Annotated in this window: 16 protein-coding genes and 1 tRNA gene; 10 read left to right on the top strand and 7 right to left on the bottom strand. The window is 55.5% G+C overall.

Annotated features, from left to right (window positions below; translation table 11 throughout):
• The first annotated feature begins 28 nt into the window (after window positions 1-28).
• The 5 genes from AC3B6F_RS03930 to hflX are packed head-to-tail and all read left to right on the top strand — an operon-like array spanning window position 29 to window position 6,132.
• Window positions 29-757, top strand: coding sequence for a sigma 54-interacting transcriptional regulator (locus AC3B6F_RS03930; protein ID WP_489823440.1), 729 nt, complete (start codon window positions 29-31; stop codon window positions 755-757).
• A complete protein-coding gene (locus AC3B6F_RS03925) occupies window positions 754-3,120 on the top strand; it encodes a sensor histidine kinase NtrY-like (protein ID WP_489823439.1) in 2,367 nt (788 codons plus the stop codon). Before AC3B6F_RS03930 ends, AC3B6F_RS03925 begins: the two co-directional genes overlap by 4 nt.
• Entirely contained in the window at window positions 3,110-4,516 is a 1,407-nt protein-coding gene (gene ntrX, locus AC3B6F_RS03920; protein ID WP_010502315.1) for a nitrogen assimilation response regulator NtrX, read from the top strand. The genes AC3B6F_RS03925 and ntrX overlap by 11 nt, the downstream gene beginning before the upstream one ends.
• A 54-nt stretch (window positions 4,517-4,570) precedes the next feature.
• The gene (hfq, locus tag AC3B6F_RS03915; RefSeq protein ID WP_489823438.1) at window positions 4,571-4,828 is read left to right on the top strand and encodes an RNA chaperone Hfq; all 258 of its coding nucleotides are present in this window, start codon (window positions 4,571-4,573) and stop codon (window positions 4,826-4,828) included.
• Window positions 4,825-6,132 (top strand): GTPase HflX, encoded by a 1,308-nt coding sequence (hflX, locus tag AC3B6F_RS03910; RefSeq protein ID WP_489823437.1) that lies wholly within the window; start codon window positions 4,825-4,827, stop codon window positions 6,130-6,132. Before hfq ends, hflX begins: the two co-directional genes overlap by 4 nt.
• Here hflX and AC3B6F_RS03905 read toward each other — a convergent pair.
• The 4 genes from AC3B6F_RS03905 to AC3B6F_RS03890 all read right to left on the bottom strand — a co-directional run bounded on the left by AC3B6F_RS03905 (window position 6,105) and on the right by AC3B6F_RS03890 (window position 10,042).
• Entirely contained in the window at window positions 6,105-7,271 is a 1,167-nt protein-coding gene (locus tag AC3B6F_RS03905; RefSeq protein WP_489823436.1) for an OpgC family protein, read from the bottom strand. The two genes, hflX and AC3B6F_RS03905, sit on opposite strands and share 28 nt — an antisense overlap.
• Before the next feature lie 182 nt (window positions 7,272-7,453).
• The gene (locus tag AC3B6F_RS03900; RefSeq protein WP_211568372.1) at window positions 7,454-7,879 is read right to left on the bottom strand and encodes a cupin domain-containing protein; all 426 of its coding nucleotides are present in this window, start codon (window positions 7,877-7,879) and stop codon (window positions 7,454-7,456) included.
• Entirely contained in the window at window positions 7,876-8,502 is a 627-nt protein-coding gene (locus AC3B6F_RS03895) for a cupin domain-containing protein (protein WP_489823435.1), read from the bottom strand. Before AC3B6F_RS03895 ends, AC3B6F_RS03900 begins: the two co-directional genes overlap by 4 nt.
• 85 nt (window positions 8,503-8,587) lie before the next feature.
• Window positions 8,588-10,042, bottom strand: a complete 1,455-nt coding sequence (locus tag AC3B6F_RS03890) for a SulP family inorganic anion transporter (protein ID WP_489823434.1) — start codon at window positions 10,040-10,042, stop codon at window positions 8,588-8,590.
• Window positions 10,043-10,228: 186 nt separating this feature from the next.
• Between AC3B6F_RS03890 and AC3B6F_RS03885 the strand changes: the two genes are divergently transcribed.
• The 3 genes from AC3B6F_RS03885 to AC3B6F_RS03875 all read left to right on the top strand — a co-directional run bounded on the left by AC3B6F_RS03885 (window position 10,229) and on the right by AC3B6F_RS03875 (window position 12,150).
• A complete protein-coding gene (locus AC3B6F_RS03885) occupies window positions 10,229-11,092 on the top strand; it encodes an SDR family oxidoreductase (RefSeq protein ID WP_489823433.1) in 864 nt (287 codons plus the stop codon).
• A 78-nt stretch (window positions 11,093-11,170) separates the two neighbouring features.
• A tRNA-His gene (locus tag AC3B6F_RS03880) sits at window positions 11,171-11,246 on the top strand.
• A 727-nt stretch (window positions 11,247-11,973) separates the two neighbouring features.
• Window positions 11,974-12,150: a hypothetical protein gene (locus AC3B6F_RS03875; RefSeq protein ID WP_489823432.1), complete on the top strand. Its 177-nt coding sequence runs from the start codon at window positions 11,974-11,976 to the stop codon at window positions 12,148-12,150.
• 104 nt (window positions 12,151-12,254) lie between these two features.
• Here AC3B6F_RS03875 and AC3B6F_RS03870 read toward each other — a convergent pair whose 3' ends face one another.
• From AC3B6F_RS03870 to AC3B6F_RS03860, 3 genes are read right to left on the bottom strand one after another with little or no spacing between them, the layout of a single operon-like run.
• A complete protein-coding gene (locus AC3B6F_RS03870; RefSeq protein WP_489823431.1) occupies window positions 12,255-13,187 on the bottom strand; it encodes a DMT family transporter in 933 nt (310 codons plus the stop codon).
• A gap of 60 nt (window positions 13,188-13,247) precedes the next feature.
• A complete protein-coding gene (locus AC3B6F_RS03865; protein ID WP_489823430.1) occupies window positions 13,248-14,147 on the bottom strand; it encodes an SDR family oxidoreductase in 900 nt (299 codons plus the stop codon).
• Window positions 14,144-15,559 (bottom strand): hypothetical protein, encoded by a 1,416-nt coding sequence (locus AC3B6F_RS03860; RefSeq protein WP_489823429.1) that lies wholly within the window; start codon window positions 15,557-15,559, stop codon window positions 14,144-14,146. Before AC3B6F_RS03860 ends, AC3B6F_RS03865 begins: the two co-directional genes overlap by 4 nt.
• A gap of 326 nt (window positions 15,560-15,885) precedes the next feature.
• On the opposite strand from AC3B6F_RS03860, the gene rplM reads away from it, so the two are divergent.
• Together rplM and rpsI are read left to right on the top strand one after the other, a co-directional pair.
• Window positions 15,886-16,359: a 50S ribosomal protein L13 gene (rplM, locus tag AC3B6F_RS03855; RefSeq protein ID WP_010502300.1), complete on the top strand. Its 474-nt coding sequence runs from the start codon at window positions 15,886-15,888 to the stop codon at window positions 16,357-16,359.
• Between the two features lie 9 nt (window positions 16,360-16,368).
• Window positions 16,369-16,860 (top strand): 30S ribosomal protein S9, encoded by a 492-nt coding sequence (rpsI, locus tag AC3B6F_RS03850; protein WP_010502298.1) that lies wholly within the window; start codon window positions 16,369-16,371, stop codon window positions 16,858-16,860.
• Window positions 16,861-17,039 lie beyond the last annotated feature (179 nt).

The following is a 17,039-nucleotide window of genomic DNA, read 5'->3' as shown; positions in this document are numbered from 1 at the left end:
TGTCTGATCGTTGCCTTGATCGTCAGGCATGATGACGCAGGTTGAACCCCTTCTGGCGGATGACGCCTGTCGGCCGGTTTTTCTTTATGGGGCCTCTCGGCTGGATCGGCAGGATGTGGCGCGCCGTCTGCATAGCCACAGCCGTAGAGCCCGGAAGCCTTTCATTGTCGCTGCGTTGACCGCCACCCCCTGCGCTTTACGGGAAGAAGCCCTGTTCGGGGGGCGTGAATCGGGATGGTTTGCGCAAGCCCAGGGCGGCACTCTGCTTGTGGATGAGATCGATTGTCTGGATCCGGCTTTGCAGGCTCGGTTTATTGAGGAAATCGAACGTCTGGAATCGGATGTCAGAATTATTGCTGCCAGTCGGCATGACCTGACCCTGTTGTTGCGGCAAGGTGGTTTTCAGGCCGGATTGCATCGTTGGCTGACGGCATTCGAGCCATCCCAGCGTCTTGGGCCAGAACGGATCAGTGCTGTCTGTCGGCTTCCCGGAGCTGGAAATGATCGCCCTCGGGGATTGGCCAGAGCTCTGGAGCGCCCGCTGACCGAGTATTTTGAAACCGGTCTTGAAAATGATGCAGGCGATCTGCATGCCAGCGTGATTGGGGAAGTGGAGCGGCCACTCATCACCATGGTCCTTCGGCGCACAAGCGGTAATCAGCTTCGGGCAGCGGCCATGCTTGGTCTGAACCGGAACACCCTGCGCAAGAAGATCAGGGAACTGGATATCACGGTTCCAAAGGGAAGTGACGAGTGAGTGTTTTGTTTCCGGGGCGTTTGCTGAGACGACTGACAAGCGCCAACGGGGTGGTTCTCCTGACCGTGATGGCGCTGGTTCTGGCGTTTGCGACCTTTGTTGTTCTTGCAGGGGGAATGTCTCTAGCGCATCGCCCGCAGGTTCAGGCGATCATTTTCCTGCTCGATTTCATCATGCTCATGCTCATCACGGCAGCGGGCGTGGTGCAGATCGGGCGGATGCTGGCGGAGCGCCGGCTTGGATTGGCGGGCGCGAGGCTCCATGCGCGGCTTATCACGCTGTTCGGGATTGTGGCGGTTGCGCCAACGATCGTTGTGGGAGCTGTGGCAGCGCTGTTCTTCCACTATGGCGTGGAAATCTGGTTTTCCAATCGTGTCAGTAATGCGCTGACAGAAGCGCGGTCTGTCGCTGCCGGATATTTGCAGGAACATAACGACAATATCCGTACGGAAGCGTTTGCTCTCGCCAACACGCTCATCCTCATCCAGAACGATGAACTGTTCACGCATGGAACGGATCTCTTCCATAATCCGGCGCGTCTTCAGGAACTCCTGGATGACGAGGTCTATGAGCGTGGCCTGACGGATGCAGAAGTTTTTGATCCCCTGACCAATAAGGTTCTGGGGGTGGGGGGACTTCTGGGTAACACCGACATGAACGCGCGACCTGCCTTGCCGCCCAAATCAGTTGTGGAAATGGCGCGTGCAGGGGACGTTGCCATTCTGGACCGACCTGATCAGCGGATTGTCCGTGCTGTGGTGTCGCTGGGTGGGAATTCCGGCCTGATGTTAGTTATTACACGGCCTGTCGATCCGGAGGTTCTGGATCACATGCGCCGCACGAATGAACTCGTGCAGGACTATCAGCGCATGATCGCCAACCGTGGCAAGACACAGGTCACGGTCGTGGTGATCTTTGGCCTGATGGGGCTGCTGGTTCTCGCGGTTGGTATGCTGACCGGTCTTGCCCTGGCGAACCGTATTGCCAACCCGCTGGGTCTTCTGATTCTTGCTGCGACGCGGATTTCTCAGGGGGATCTGGGTGTCCGCGTCCCGGTTCCCGCAAAATCCAGTCGGGAAAAGGATGATGAGGTTGTGGGCCTGTCCCGTGCCTTCAACCGGATGACGGATCAGCTTGAGAGCCAGCGTTCGGAATTGATGCAGGCTTATGATCAGATCAATGAACGTCGCCGCTTTACGGAAACTGTTCTTGCGGGTGTGTCGGCGGGTGTGATTGGTCTGGATCGTGGGCAGGTGATTGAACTCCCAAACCGTGCAGCATCTGTTGTGTTGCAACGGGATCTGAAGCCTGCCATCGGCACGAAGCTTTCTGTGAGTGTTCCAGAGTTCTCCGCTCTGCTTGACAAGGCCCGTTTTGCGCCCGAGCGCGTGCATACGGATGAAATTCAGGTAGACACGGACGGTGCGCAGCGCCCCGGGGGACCGGGTGAAGGTGGCGGTGCTGGAGCGGGCCGGACACTTCTGGTCCGGGTTGTGGCAGAACTGCGTGGCACGGATGTTGCGGGCTATGTTGTCACCTTTGACGATATTACCGCCCTTCAGTCAGCACAGCGTAAGGCCGCATGGGCCGATGTCGCACGTCGCGTTGCTCATGAAATCAAGAATCCTTTAACGCCGATCCAGCTTGCCGCAGAACGGCTCAAAAGGCGGTTCCTGAAGGAAATCCAGAGCGATCCGGACACTTATACCCAGCTTGTGGACACGATTGTCCGGCAGGTTGGCGACATCGGCCGGATGGTCGATGAGTTCTCAGCCTTTGCGCGCATGCCGCAGCCTGTCATGCAGAATGAGGATTTTTCGCGGATCTGTCGTGAAGCTCTCGTTCTTCAGAGAAATGCCCATCCGGACATTGTGTTTGAAACGGTCGATCTTCCGCCTTCCGGGCCTATTGTGCGGTGTGATCGGCGACTCATAGGGCAGGCGCTGACAAATCTGCTACAGAATGCTGCCGATGCCATTGTTATGACAGGCCGCGGAAAACCGGGAGAAAATGGTCCTGAGGGGCTGGTGCAGCCAATTGGTCACATTGTGGTGGGCTTGCACATTCGGGACGGGCATGTCCTGCTAGGGATAGAAGATGACGGGATCGGTCTGCCAGCGGGGGAACGCCACCGGTTGACCGAGCCCTATGTGACACACAAGGCAAAGGGCACGGGCCTCGGTCTTGCGATTGTCAAAAAGATCATGGAGGACCATGCCGGGATGCTTCAACTCACCGATCGGGACCCTGATCCGTCCAATGGGCGGCGCGGGACGCTCGTCACGCTGTCTCTGCCTCTGGCGGAGCCGGACGGTGCGGGAGAGAAGGAAGGCCGGATCATGAGGGTGACAGATGGAACATGAGATTCTGATCGTCGATGACGAGCCGGACATCCGGTTCCTGATCGAGGGTATCCTGAACGACGAAGGATACGCGACCCGTACGGCCGCGAACTCCGATCAGGCTCTGGAGCTTTTCAGGGCTAACAGGCCGTCTTTGGCTATTCTGGATATCTGGTTGCAGGGTTCAAAGCTGGATGGTCTTGAACTGCTCAAGACCATGCGGGCCGAAGAGCCGGGAATGCCTGCAGTCATGATTTCGGGCCACGGGACGATTGAAACGGCTGTGGCCAGTCTCAAGCATGGGGCCTATGACTTCATCGAGAAGCCGTTCCAGTCGGACCGGTTGCTGGTTGTGGTGCAGCGTGCCCTCGAAGCTGCGCGTCTTCAGCGGGAAAATGCAGAACTGAAGCTGAGGGCCGGCCCGGAAACGACGCTTTCTGGCGAAGGTGCAGCCATTTCGGCAGTTCGTGCTCAGATCGAGCGTGTAGCTCCCACCAATTCCCGGGTGCTGATTACCGGTCCTGCTGGTTCCGGCAAGGAAGTGGCCGCGCGCATGATCCATGCACGGTCCCGCCGTGCGGAAGGTCCGTTCGTTGCCCTGAACTGTGCCACACTGGCTCCGAACCGCTTTGAGGAAGAACTTTTCGGCCTTGAGGGTAGCGATGGGCAACCAGCGCGCCGGGGCGTTCTGGAGCGTTCTCATCGGGGGACATTGCTCCTTGATGAAGTGGCCGACATGCCTCTGGAAACGCAGGGCAAGATTGTCCGTGCCCTTCAGGATCAGACGTTTGAACGGATTGGCGGGAATACGCGCATCAAGGTGGATGTTCGTGTCATCGCAACGACCAACCGGGATCTGCAGTCTGAGATCATGGCGCATCGGTTCCGGGAAGATCTGTATTACCGTCTGGCTGTCGTGCCGCTGCGTATTCCGTCGCTGCGCGAGCGTCGGGAAGATATTCCGGGTCTGGCCAAGCACTTTCTTGAGCGCTGTGCACAGTCTTCCGGACTGCCAATCCGTGAGCTTTCCGTAGATGCGCTGGCTGCCTTGCAGGCCTATGAATGGCCGGGCAATGTTCGCGAATTGCGGAACCTGATGGAACGTCTCCTGATCATGATGCCGGGTTCGGGGAGTGATCCCATTCGGGCTGATATGCTGCCCTCCAGCATCAGTCAGGGGGCACCTTCCATGACACGACTGAACTCAGGGGCAGACGTCATGAGCCTTCCGCTCCGCGAAGCACGCGATCTGTTCGAGACCCAGTATCTTCAGGTTCAGCTGATGCGTTTCGGCGGCAATATTAGTCGGACAGCCAATTTTGTCTGCATGGAACGAAGTGCCTTGCACCGCAAACTCAAGCAGTTGGGTGTGACGACACAGGAAGATCGCTCTACTTCTCCTGCCGTCGGGAGTTGAGCACTCTGTGACCTTATTCCCTTTTCTTTTCAGGACCGGCGAGACACCCGCATCGTGACGTCAGAATCTTTCAATTCTTCCGCCGGAACACAGACCGTGCAGGAGGTTTTTCTCCAGCATCTTCATCAGACCGAAGCGCCGGTGACGGTGTTTCTGGTCAATGGTGTGAAGCTTCAGGGGGTTGTGGCACAGTTTGACAACCAGACCCTTCTTTTGCGTCGTGATGGGCACGTTCAGCTCATTTACAAACATGCCATCAGTACAATCATGCCGGTGGGAGCGCTCCCACGCTTTGCGGAAAATGAACTTTGAGCGGATTTGATACCAAAAAGCCTGCAACACGTGCTGCGGTCATTCTTCCATGGGAAAAGACTGGACCGCAGGAAGATATTCGCGCTGCTGATGCCCGGCTGGAAGAGGCGGTCGGTCTTGCTGCTTCCATCGGTCTTGTCACTGTTCGTCAGGCCGCGATCCTGCTGCGGGCACGTCGTCCGGCAACATTGCTTGGGAGCGGGCAGGTGGAGCAGCTTGCCGAGGCTGTGAAGCTCGATCAGGTTGATGTTGTCATCGTCGATGCGCGCCTTTCGCCGGGTCAGCAGCGCAATCTTGAAAAAGCCCTTGGCTGCAAGGTCATGGACCGAACGGGACTCATTCTCGATATTTTCGGTGCGCGCGCGGCGACGCGGGAAGGTGTGCTTCAGGTTGAACTGGCGCATCTGGAATATCAGCGTTCACGACTGGTGCGCCTTTGGACCCATCTTGAGCGTCAGCGCGGTGGCTTTGGCTTTCTGGGTGGCCCAGGTGAAACGCAGATGGAAGCGGATCGCCGGATGCTGGCCGAGCGGATTGGCAAGATCAAACAGGAACTGGAGAAGGTACGGCGGACACGCGGCCTGCATCGAGATGCCCGCAAGCGTGTTCCTTTCCCGATTGTGGCTCTGGTTGGGTATACGAACGCGGGTAAATCTACGCTGTTCAATGCTCTGACAGGCGCTTCCGTTCATGCCCAGGATCAGCTTTTTGCAACGCTTGATCCGACTATGCGCGCGCTTCGCCTTCCGTCCGGGCGGAATGTCATTCTGTCCGACACTGTAGGCTTCATTAGTGACCTGCCGACAGAACTCATCGCGGCTTTCCGGGCGACACTTGAAGAAGTGTCTCAGGCGGATGTTATCCTGCATGTGCGTGACATCGCCCATCCGGATAGTGCTGCGCAGCGTGCGGATGTTCTGAATGTTCTGGACGGCATGGTACGTGATGGCATGCTGGATGCTCAATGGTCGGAGCGGACGATTGAGGTTCTGAATAAGGCCGATCTGATGGGCGGTGTTGAAGCTGTTCCAAAGCGGGAAAACGCGGTTGCAATTTCCGCCATCACTGGCGATGGCATTCCGGATCTTTTTGAGACGCTGGACCAGTATCTGACACAGGCCATGCTCGATATCCGTGTCCAGCTTTCGCTCCAGGATGGTTCAGCTCTTGCCTGGCTCTACCAACATGGTGAGGTGGTGGAGCGTCTGGATCATGAAAATGGAATGGACGTGTTTGTGCGTCTGTTTCCCATGGACCGGGAACGCTTTGAGCTCAGTTATCCCGGGCGTACGGTCGCTGCCTGAAGAGTCGCTTTGGCTCTGGCCGCTTTCGCCTTCTGGCGGGAGCGGTCCAGCGGAACAGCCAGAGCGAATGTCAGAATTAGTCCTAAAACATTAATGATAATCTGAAGTCCGAGGCCCGTGCCAAAGCTGCCAAGGATGAGCCGCCCCAGCAGATCAAGAACTGTACCGAACGAGAACACTTCCAGCGAGTTGCGGCCCAGAAGGGCCAGAACCTGTCCCAGTTTGTCTGCAGAAAAGCGCCGCAACAGGCTGGAGGATTGTACCAGATAAAAGATCGACATGATGTCGAACAACCGCCAGATGGCGAGAGTGGATTTGCCATTGTTCGGCGGCGCAGGAAACAGCCTCAGGTCACCGAGATGCCAGTATTCGTATGGGAAACACAGGATAAACGCGCCGATCAGGTAGCCGCCGCAGAGCACTTTTGCCCAGGTTCTGGCGGGAAGATCGCCATGATGCCGTGAAGCCCAGACGGCGCCTAATACACCCAGAATATAGAGAAACTGCCAGCCGAACGGGTTGAGATACCACCCATTCGGGTCCAGCCAGTTTGGAATGGTAATGCGCGGATCAATATTCGCGACGGCCCAGATCGCAGCACTGCCACCCAGCAGGAGCCAGACGCTCTTTTTGAGCACGGCATAAATCAGCGGGAAAAGCGCCAGAAGAACAATGTAGAGAGGCAGGATATTCAGGTAGCTCGGTAACGCATCGAACGTCAGGATACGCCAGAGCCAGCCATAGCCATGTGCGAGTTGTGGTTCGAGAATATATTCAGGCACAGGTTCATAGTGACGCCAGTGTCGGACGGTCCAGACGAACACAAGCGTCATGGCTGTTTGATAAAGGTATAATTTGGCGCATCGGGAGAGAATGCGCCGGATGCCGCTGCTCCAGCCTTCCCGGTCAATCAGGCGGCCATAAGCCAGATAAGACGCATATCCTGCCAGCATGACAAAGATTTCTGCGGCATCGGCAAATCCAAAATTTCGGATCGTGATGCGGTTGATGAGGTTATCTGGCACATGGTCTGCCAGCATCATCAGCAGGGCAGCCCCTCGCAAAGCATCCACGCGATGATCACGAGTATGCTTGCGCGGTAAAGATTGCGCATCGGATGAAGAGGCGGGCAACTGCATGGGGTTTTAATACAGTTTTCGCTTAACCAAAGTATGGAGGTTTGCTTACCGCAACATTAAAGATTGTATGGAAAACCGAAGAGGCGGGATGCATTCACTCTTATCATCTGTTTTCTGAGCCCGCGCGACAAAGGTTTTTAATGCTGGAGTTCAATCAGAACTATTAAATTTTTTGAAGGAAATCAGTGACGCTGGGTTTGTACATAATCATTGGCTGTAAAAGGCGGGGCAGAAATTGCGTAAAAGGTGAGGGATGAATCTTCTGCCGCCGCGATATGGTGTCTGAGGCGGGGGCTGATGCGAACAATATCTCCGGCCTGAACAGAGGATTTATCTTCTCCAAGCCAGACCGTGCCTTTGCCTGAGTGGATGAGATAAATCTCTTCAGAAGCTTTATTGTAGCTCTCGGGGTAGGCGGTTCCAGGGGCTAGAGTGAACAGGGCAATGCTTTGATGGGTCGACAGCAGAACTGAACCGATCCCTACAAATTCCTGTAATGTGCTTCCCGGTGCTGGATACATGGCAGGAACATGTTCGGGGTGCACGACTTGTGCCGCAGCAAGGCCAGGTGCAAACAGAAGTGCAAAAATGCCGTATCTCAGATTCATTGAGGCTGGTCTTTCGTGCGGGTCAGGGTCGTAATCTGTTTGCGGAATGCGGGATAACGCTGACTGAGGATCTTGCGTTCGCCAAGCTGAAAATCTTCCTGAATAAAGCCGGGCGCCATTGTGGTTCCAACAAAGGACCAGCCTGCTGGCCCTACGGGAGAAGAACCCTGCCAGACATTCTCCGGGACAACATAGGCAGGATGATCGTGGTCCAGAACGACGTTTTCTGCGATGCCATCTGGATGCAGGAGAAGGAGATGAACGGGGTCGCCGGAATAGAAATGCCAGATCTCGGCGGTCTTGAGTTTGTGAAGCGCAGAAAAATCCTGGCGTGTTTCGACAAAAAGGATTGCTGTTGAGAGAGGGTGGGCAATGCCGTCATAGCGGTCTGGGAGAGCTGACCCCGGAATGGTTTCGGTTGCCCGCTGGAGTTGCGCAAACCATCCCCCTTCTGCGGGGATACGCTGCATCTTGTAGTGTTTGATAAGCGCCTGAGCCGCAGCAGGAATTGGGGTTGTCGCACTCGATGAGGTTAGGGCAACCGGACGTGCTGTTGCGACGGGAAGAAAACCTGCGACAAGCAGGCCGCCGCACAGAAGGCAGGCATTCAGAAAGCGTAGCATCCGGAAGGAGTATCCTTTGGCGGTCGCGGGGCCTGTATTGTGTACCCCGCTTCCGGTAGAGATGCGATGGGGCCTGTCAGGGGAATTACATTGCGAGCAGGGCGTTGTCAGACTGCGACGCAATGATGCTGTGCTGGTCCTGCTTCAGACCCACCACTTCTACCGTTCGCCCATGGTTGCGCAGTTTCTCCAGTGTCTTTTCGAGGACCTGAACAGACGTCACATCCCAGAAGCGGGCATGGGTCAGATCCAGAATAACAGTGTCTGCATCTGTCAGATAATCGACGGCTTCATAGAGGCCATCGGCTGACGCAAAGAAAACCTGTCCCGCGACTGTATAGATTTCTGTCAAACCATCGCGATGGGTACTGATAGTCAGGAGTGCTGCGGCTCTCCAGGCGAAAAAGACGCCCGACAGCAGGACGCCAGCCAGAACGCCTGCTGCAAGGTCATGTGTCAGGACGACAACAACAACTGTGATCAACATGATCAATGTTGAGAGTTTTGGCTGGCGAACCATGTCACGCAGACTGGACCATGAGAACGTACTGATGGACACCATGATCATGATGGCTACGAGCGCGGCCATAGGTACCTGGCCGACCCAGTGATGCAGCAGGACCATCAGGGCTAAAAGAAACGCACCGGCAGTGAAGGTCGAAAGACGGCCGCGGCCACCATAGCGCAGATTGCCGACGGTCTGACCGATCATGCCGCACCCCGCAATTCCGCCAAAAGCGCCAACGAGAATGTTGGAAATTCCGAGCCCTGTGCATTCCATGCGCTGGTTGCCGTGCGTATCTGTCAGATCGTCGACGACTGAAGCCGTCATCATGGATTCAAGTAGTCCAACCGCTGCCATGGCGACAGCATAAGGCAGAACGGTCGATACTGTGGCCCAATCGAAGCTGATATGGGGGAACGTCAGGTGAGGAAGGCCTGTTGGTAGTTCGCCAAGATCTGACACTGTATGAACCGGCATCGGATGTAGCATGGTGATGGCTGTCAGCAGGACGATACAGATCAGGGGAGAGGGAATGGCATCCGAGATTTTCGGAAGCAGATAAATAACGACCAGTCCCAGAGCAATAAGGGCGTATGTTTCCCAGCCTACACCGAGCATCTGTGGCACCTGTGCAGAGAAAATCATGATGGCCAGCGCATTGACGAAGCCTGTGCGGACTTCGGCTGAGACAAAGCGCATGACGGTTTGCAGCCTAAGTAAGCCAAAAGCAATTTGCAGGGCTCCTGCGATCAGGGTCGCGAGGATCATGGCCTGTACGCCATGAGCATGGACGAGGGGAGCCGCAACCAGAGCAACCGAGCCCGCGGCTCCGGAGATCATGCCAGGTCTGCCTCCAAAAATCGCGATCGATATCGAAATGACGAAAGAGGCGAAGAGGGAAACAGCCGGGGAGACCCCTGCGATATAAGAGAAGGCAATAACTTCTGGAATGAGGGCAAACGTGCCGACCATGCCAGCCAGAACCTCACGCAGCGGGTTTTCATCCCACTGACGGCGGTAGAGAGCGGGTGTCATGTCAGTCCTTTAAGGATGCAAGGTCAAAAGGGTTGCGACGTATTCGGGCCCGGCGCGGCAATGAGACATTCAGTGTAACGCGACTTGCTTTCTGAATGAAGCGTTTCTGCCAGAAAATGGCAGGTGGTGATTGAACACTCCGTGTTGCCAGGACGTTGGCGTTTCACTGACTATGAGGAGCGTTCCATGAGTGACTATCCGAAACCCCCGTTCGACACGCCTTTGCAAGACCGTATTCCCGGTCAGACGTCCGAGATGACGCCAAAGCCTGATCACGGAGAGCAGAGCTACGTCGGGAGTGGGAAGCTGCGCAGGAAGGTCGCCATTATTACAGGCGGTGATTCTGGAATTGGTCGTGCGGTCGCTATTGCGTTTGCTCGTGAAGGGGCTGATGTCGCGCTGTCATTCCTTCCGGAAGAAACAGAAGATGCCCGTGAGACAGCACTCTGGGTTGAGAAAGCGGGGCGTAAAGCGTTGCTTCTGCCGGGGGACATCAAAGAGCGTTTTGTTTGTAAGGAAATCGTGGACAAGACTGTCGCCGAGTTTGGCGAGGTCAATGTGCTGGTCAATAATGCTGCGTTTCAGATTGAGCGGGACTCTTTGGACGAAGTCAGTGAAGATGAGTGGGATCTGACGTTCGATACCAATTCGGGTGCTGTCTTCCGATTGTCCCGTCTTGTCGTTCCGCATATGCCATCGGGTGGCGCGCTGATCCACACGGTCTCGGTCAATGCTGATCGGCCCAAGCCGAAGCTGCTTGCCTATTCAGCGACTAAAAGTGCCATTTTGAATTTCAGTGGTGGACTGGCAGAACTTCTGGCTGAAAAGGGTATTCGGTCCAATACGGTTGCCCCGGGTCCGATCTGGACACCTTTGATCCCGGCGACAATGGATGGCGAGCATGTTCGGAACTTTGGTGCGGATAGTCCCATGAAGCGTCCTGGCCAGCCAGCAGAACTAGCTGCAGCTTACGTTTTTCTGGCCAGTGATGAGGCAAGTTATGTCTCAGGGGCGAATATAGCTGTGACTGGTGGCGTGCCTGTGATCTGAACTGAAAAATTTGTAGAAAAATTTGAGAAAGGGCTGGACGCCTGCTTCGGCTTTCTCTAAAGAACGCATCGCTGTGTGGCGGATGTAGCTCAGTCGGTAGAGCGCCGGTTTGTGGTACCGGTTGTCGCGGGTTCGATCCCCGTCATTCGCCCCAGCATTCTTTTCCCAAAATAAAATCAATGAGTTAGTTCTTCAGAGTTTTTCTGGACTCTAACGCTGCGTTACACGTTCACCGTTACACCTTTTGGATCACTCCGAGGGTATTTGAAGACGTGTATCAACTGCTTGAGGCGTCGAAGTTACGCTGTTAGGTCCACAATCCGAAGGATCGCTGGGCAGACGTTGGGACAGTTCAAGGCTCTTCCAGTGGCTTGTGCAGGGAAGATGTGCGGACGCTGGGCACAAGAGGCAGTCGTGAAGCTGTTAGGTGTCGGGATGTGGCTCCGTTCACAGGTTCAAGTTCTTTGAGAGATGGAGCGGTACCTTTTAGAAGGTGGTTGGAAGCTTTCTTGGGCACAGGTCAACACTGGTATTTTCGAGTTTCCATCTATGGCTTCTTGGTTTTTGCGAAATGCGTCTTCGAGAAGATTACAAGTCGTCAGATATAAAGTGCGTCGTTAGGCACCTGGCGACCCTTTGAGGGCTTCTCCTGTCACGAGGGTATAGGGAGCTGGATGAGCAGGTTGCGGATTGCCTGACCTCGCGGACGAAGTCACTGAAGGCTCTTGGTTGAAGTAAGAACCTGCAACAGTACAAGCTCAAAACGCTAAAGCGTTGTTTGGAAATGCATTTACAAGCTCCGGAAAGAAGCGAAAATTCTTGATGAAATTATATCGAAATTGTAACGTTTAGGATGGGAAGTTCAGGAACGGAGCATTGTCATGGAAAGACCGTGGTTCGCAGCGAAACGATATGGCTACGGGACCGGGCGCGCCATTACCTGGGAGGGGCGCGTCACGATTATCGTGTCCATGGGGATTATTGTTTTGACTAATCTGTTCATGATGTGGGCCAATAGTATCCCAATCATGGTTCTTTCTGCGTTATTGATCTTGTGACCGTTATTGTGCTGCTTTGGATTTGTTCTGTGAAAACAGAAGGCGGGTGGAAATGGCGCTGGGGCGATGATTAGGCGAACGCTCTTTTTGCTCTGCCAACGGTTTTATGGCTTCGTCGGATGTGGTTCAGGCGTATGATGTCGGCGCCAGTGATCTTCCAGGGCCATACGTTCGTAGCGAAGCTTTTGCCGGATCCAGTGCAGCATCCCAGAGAGCGTGACGACAACAATTCCTACAAAAGTCCAGCTATCTAGCGATTGATGAAAGAGCACATAGCTGAAAGCTACGGCCCAGAGCATCTGGCTATACTGGGGTAGGGCCACGCGATTGGCGGGAGCGAGTGCCGTCGCCATCATCATGAAAAGTTGGCCCAAGGCTGCCAGAAAACCGTATCCGAACAGAAGCGCCCAAGTTGCAAGGCCATGTGGCCAGCTGGCGTGTGTCAGCATCAGAAGTCCGTCGCCTATCAATGGACCGAAAAGACTTGATCCGAACAGGGAAAGTCGGGCGCTGTTATTCCCCGCCAGTCGGTAGGCAATGACGCTGGTAGCATTGGCTGCGGCTGCAATAACGGCGCATAAATGGCCAAAATGAAAGGCCCGGACGCCGGGGCGCAGCACAATCAGAACCCCCAAGAATCCAACTGCGACGGAAAGCCACGTCCAGCCTGAGACTTTTTCCTTGAGAAGCCCAACAGAAATCAGGGTGACGAAGAACGGCATCAGGAACATGAGTGCCAGTGCTTCAGGCATTGGCAGAAGCATGAAAGCCATGACGCTGGCTGCCGTTGAAACAAAAGTGGAAACCGCGCGCAGCAGCCACATGGATGGCCGGTCAGTTGCAAAAATGTCGGAATAGGGTTCGTGAGGTTTTCGAATGAAGGGGAGGATGAGAAATCCCAGTACACCTCCAGAAAAAGCCACTTCAAAAGGATCTAGGTGTCCTGCCAGTCCTTTGGAGCAGGCATCGCTGATTGAGAAGAGTGCAAAGCCGACAAAGGACAGCATCATGCCCGATGACAGAAACGTTGCTTTCATGTGAGGTGTCCCCCTTTTCGGGCGTGGCCCAGGTGGGGACTATGAAAACCTCTGTTCTGCTCAGGTCAGGTGTGCAGGAGGCTCCGATAAAAGCTTCTGCAAGCCGGCCTCAAGCGGGATTGGATCGATGCCAAGTCGTGTCCGCATGGGAGTGATGTCGAAATTCTTGTCTTCCAGTAGTCGGCGGACTTCCTCGGGAGCCACTTTTGGCAGTTTCGGGAGGTGTCGCGTCACATGGGACGCTGCCACTAGAAACCATCCGGGTAACGGGATGATCGGGCGACCTCCGAGACCTGAGAAATACAGGATCATCCGTACGAATGTTCGATATGAAACGGCATTCGGTCCGGCGATAACGAGGCTCTCTGGTCCACTCACTTTACCTTCAAGAAGCAGGTTGATTGCCGCAATGATGCTCCAGGTGACGTCCTGCTGATTAATGGGCTGAACCAGTGATCGGCCGCCGCCTGGTAAGGGTATGACGGGCAGCCGCTCCAGAAGAAGAGCGAGACGCTGTACGTTGTCTTCGCCTTGGGCGCCGTAAATCATGGTTGGATGCAGCAGAATGGAAGGGCGTCCATCCGTTTGTAGTGCAGTTTCCCCAGCCAGTACGCCTCGGCCGTGATCGTCGAGCCAGCGGGTGAACTTGCGTGTACTGCCTAGCGCAACTATGGGGGCGTTCGTTGCGGCAAGAATGGCGGGTAGATGTCTTGCATGTGCTGTGTTGACGACAACCGCTGCATTTTCGAGCGCAATCGGCAGTGTAACTGGATCAGTCAGGTCTGCTTGGCGAACCGCGACGCAAGCTTCTGCAAGGTCAGGGGCCAGTTTGCCACGATTACGGACAACGGCAATGACCTGATGTCCGCTTTTAATCAGTGCCCGACAAAGAGCTGCACCGGAGCGGCCACTGGCTCCGATAACGCAGATTTTCGCTATTGAGCGGGATGGCAAGGTCATTGAGCAGTGACCCTCAGGACTTCAGGGGAGAGAAGGGACAGAGCGCCAACAGGTGTCGAAGCCAGTGTGGAAAGGGCGGTGAGAGCCATTGGAGGCTTGGGGGCAAAGACGATGGAGAGCGTCCGGTTGTCGGGATTGGCGACGTAGTTGGGGAGGGCAGCGAGAGAAGGGTAGGGTGACAGCGCCATTTCCAGTCCCTGCGCCATAACAGTTCTGGCCTGATCCTGTTCGGTGCCGTTCAGCGGGCGGCCCGCGTTGAAAGATGGGAGAAGCTGTATCAGGCGATCACCATGGATGGTCAGGGTTGTCTGAACCAGTCGAACCGCATCCTGGAGGGGCTGGGACGAAGAGAGTTTGAGTTGCTGATCGGATGGCCCTGTCAGATCCATGGTGAAATGAAGTTCTGTTAGGTTTGGAACTGCCAGAAGGGCTTGTGCATGGACTGCACCGGTTTCGGTTACGCGCTCCTGTGTATAAGTCAATGTGGAGTGGAGGCCATCGATATGGACCGGTGTTTTCGCTTGAGTGGAATGGAAATGAAATCCCTGCCCTTCGAAAGTACTGTTGTCCCTGCCGTTTTTCCTTGTCCCCTTCCCGGTCAGCGTATCCAGTCTGAAGGATCGGTCGGAAGAAATGATCTGGGCATTGGAGAGTTTGAGGCTCTCAACGGGCGGAATGGCATAGGATAAGGCGGTGTTGCCCGTTTGCTGGGCCGCGACCCAGGCAGAAAATTCAGGCTGTTTGATTTTGAAATCCCGAAGCGACATTTGCAGGGAGATCATGCGCGAGGTTCGGTCTGCCTGAAGTGTCGTGCGAGACACAATTCCCATGACATTCTGAATGGTAACAGTTGCCGTCTGATCTGGCCCGTACCCTTCGATCTGAATGCTGTCACTTGTCAGGCTGTTGAAATGTGTTCCGTTCGGTTGAAGGACTTGTGAGAGATTCTGGACAGACAGATGATCGACGGTCCCGCGATCCAATGTGATGTGGCCGAAATCCAGAGCCTCAAGGCCGCTTTTCCCGGCGGTAGGGGGTGGTGTGACAAGATGTGTCATGTGAACGCTGTGAGTGCGAATGATGCTGTTGGGGGCCTGAAAAGTGGGATCTTCCATGTCCAGATGAGACAGGATCAGGCCGCCATCAGGAGTCGGGATGGGATGACCGAGACGCATGGTATGAGCCCGGAATGTCAAATTCCCATTCTGTAGAACAACATCTGTCAGGAGTGCACCACGAGCCAGAATAGCAGGGCGAGCAGAGGCGTAAGTCAAGGTGGCGCCAGCAGGGAGGGCGGCGCGAAACCGCGAAATTCCGCGGTCTAGCGCGACGGTGGCGGCATGATTGATGCCAATGGCGCTCATTCCTGCGATGACCGCGAGCAGGCTCGCTGTGAGCCAGGGGCGTTTCACGTTCTTTGATCCCGTTTTTCGTCAGCACAGGGACCGGACGTCATGGTCCCAAAAGGTGGCCGCACGATACCACTCCAGACGTCAGGGGCAAATCAGGGCTGGAAAAAATGTGGTATCATAATACCTTATTGATAAAAATGGCGGGAAACTGCGCCGAATCATCCATCATGATTCGAAAAGATGACTTGACGGAAAGGCGCAGGACCGCAATAAGGCCGCACCTGATCCGCTTTCAGGGGCAATGGTCTTCCTTCGGGACAAGCCATCGCTGCTGGGAGCGCCATCCACGGCGCGGTTCTGCCGCGCCCCAAGCTGGAATGTCACTGATGAAGACCACACGTTCGCTGAAGCCGGCGGAGGTGACGAAGAACTGGGTGCTGATCGACGCCGAAGGGCTCGTTCTCGGCCGTCTCGCCACCATCATCGCTACCCGTCTCCGCGGCAAGCACAAGCCACAGTTCACCCCGCACGTCGACTGCGGTGACAACATTGTTGTCATCAACGCAGAAAAGGTCGTGCTGACGGGTAACAAGGTTGGCCAGAAGCTGTTCCATTACCACACGGGTCATCCGGGTGGCATCAAGGAGCGCACCATCACGCAGCGTCTCACGGGCAAGAACCCGGGTCACGTTGTCGAGAAGGCTGTTGAGCGCATGATCACACGTGGTCCGCTGCAGCGCGCTCAGATGAAGCACCTTTATGTTTACGCTGGTTCCGAGCACCCGCATGACGGCCAGAAGCCTGTCAAGCTGGACGTGGCTGCCCTGAACCGCAAGAACACCATCTCACACGAGTCGTAAGGCCTGACCATGTCCGAGACCCAAGAGCGCACCGGCACGCTGCAGGACCTTGCGAGCGTTGCTCCTGCAGTTGCCACCAATGCCGCCCCGGTTCACGAAGTAAAGCGTGATGCACAGGGCCGTTCCTACGCAACCGGTCGTCGTAAGGACGCCGTGGCCCGCGTATGGATCAAGCCTGGCAAGGGTGACATCATCGTCAACGGCCGTCCGGTCACGACGTATTTTGCCCGTCCGGTTCTGCGTATGCTCCTCACGCAGCCGTTCCTGATCGCTGATCGTTACAACCAGTTCGACGTGTATTGCACGGTTGCTGGTGGCGGTCTGTCCGGTCAGGCTGGCGCAGTCCGTCACGGTATCTCCCGTGCACTGACGCATTACGAGCCGAGCCTGCGTGGCATTCTGAAGGCTGCTGGCTTCCTGACGCGTGACAGCCGTATTGTCGAGCGTAAGAAGTACGGCCGTGCGAAGGCACGTCGTTCCTTCCAGTTCTCGAAGCGCTGATTTTTCAGCTTTTCGAAGCTTTGGAGAAGCCCCGGTCATTTTGTGGCCGGGGTTTTTTCATATGTGGTGTCCGGATTTTAATGTCCAAAAATATCCTGTTTCAGAAATAATATTTCCCTATCGCCACTCCGGAACTCCTGTGGCAGAGTGCCCGCACGTTTATCAGAGCAGTTTGCGGA

The organism is Gluconobacter sp. ESL1110, from assembly GCF_058107395.1.
Note: the sequence above shows the minus strand (reverse complement) of the source record. Positions and strands in the feature narration are given on the sequence as shown.

Coding starts and splice junctions, on each gene's coding strand:
- AC3B6F_RS03930 (WP_489823440.1), top strand. CDS start 29: ATGATGACGCAGGTTGAACCCCTTCTGGCGGATGACGCCTGTCGGCCG.
- ntrX (WP_010502315.1), top strand. CDS start 3,110: ATGGAACATGAGATTCTGATCGTCGATGACGAGCCGGACATCCGGTTC.
- AC3B6F_RS03905 (WP_489823436.1), bottom strand. CDS start 7,271: ATGCAGTTGCCCGCCTCTTCATCCGATGCGCAATCTTTACCGCGCAAG.
- AC3B6F_RS03900 (WP_211568372.1), bottom strand. CDS start 7,879: ATGAATCTGAGATACGGCATTTTTGCACTTCTGTTTGCACCTGGCCTT.
- AC3B6F_RS03895 (WP_489823435.1), bottom strand. CDS start 8,502: ATGCTACGCTTTCTGAATGCCTGCCTTCTGTGCGGCGGCCTGCTTGTC.
- AC3B6F_RS03890 (WP_489823434.1), bottom strand. CDS start 10,042: ATGACACCCGCTCTCTACCGCCGTCAGTGGGATGAAAACCCGCTGCGT.
- AC3B6F_RS03885 (WP_489823433.1), top strand. CDS start 10,229: ATGAGTGACTATCCGAAACCCCCGTTCGACACGCCTTTGCAAGACCGT.
- AC3B6F_RS03875 (WP_489823432.1), top strand. CDS start 11,974: ATGGAAAGACCGTGGTTCGCAGCGAAACGATATGGCTACGGGACCGGG.
- AC3B6F_RS03870 (WP_489823431.1), bottom strand. CDS start 13,187: ATGAAAGCAACGTTTCTGTCATCGGGCATGATGCTGTCCTTTGTCGGC.
- AC3B6F_RS03865 (WP_489823430.1), bottom strand. CDS start 14,147: ATGACCTTGCCATCCCGCTCAATAGCGAAAATCTGCGTTATCGGAGCC.
- rplM (WP_010502300.1), top strand. CDS start 15,886: ATGAAGACCACACGTTCGCTGAAGCCGGCGGAGGTGACGAAGAACTGG.
- rpsI (WP_010502298.1), top strand. CDS start 16,369: ATGTCCGAGACCCAAGAGCGCACCGGCACGCTGCAGGACCTTGCGAGC.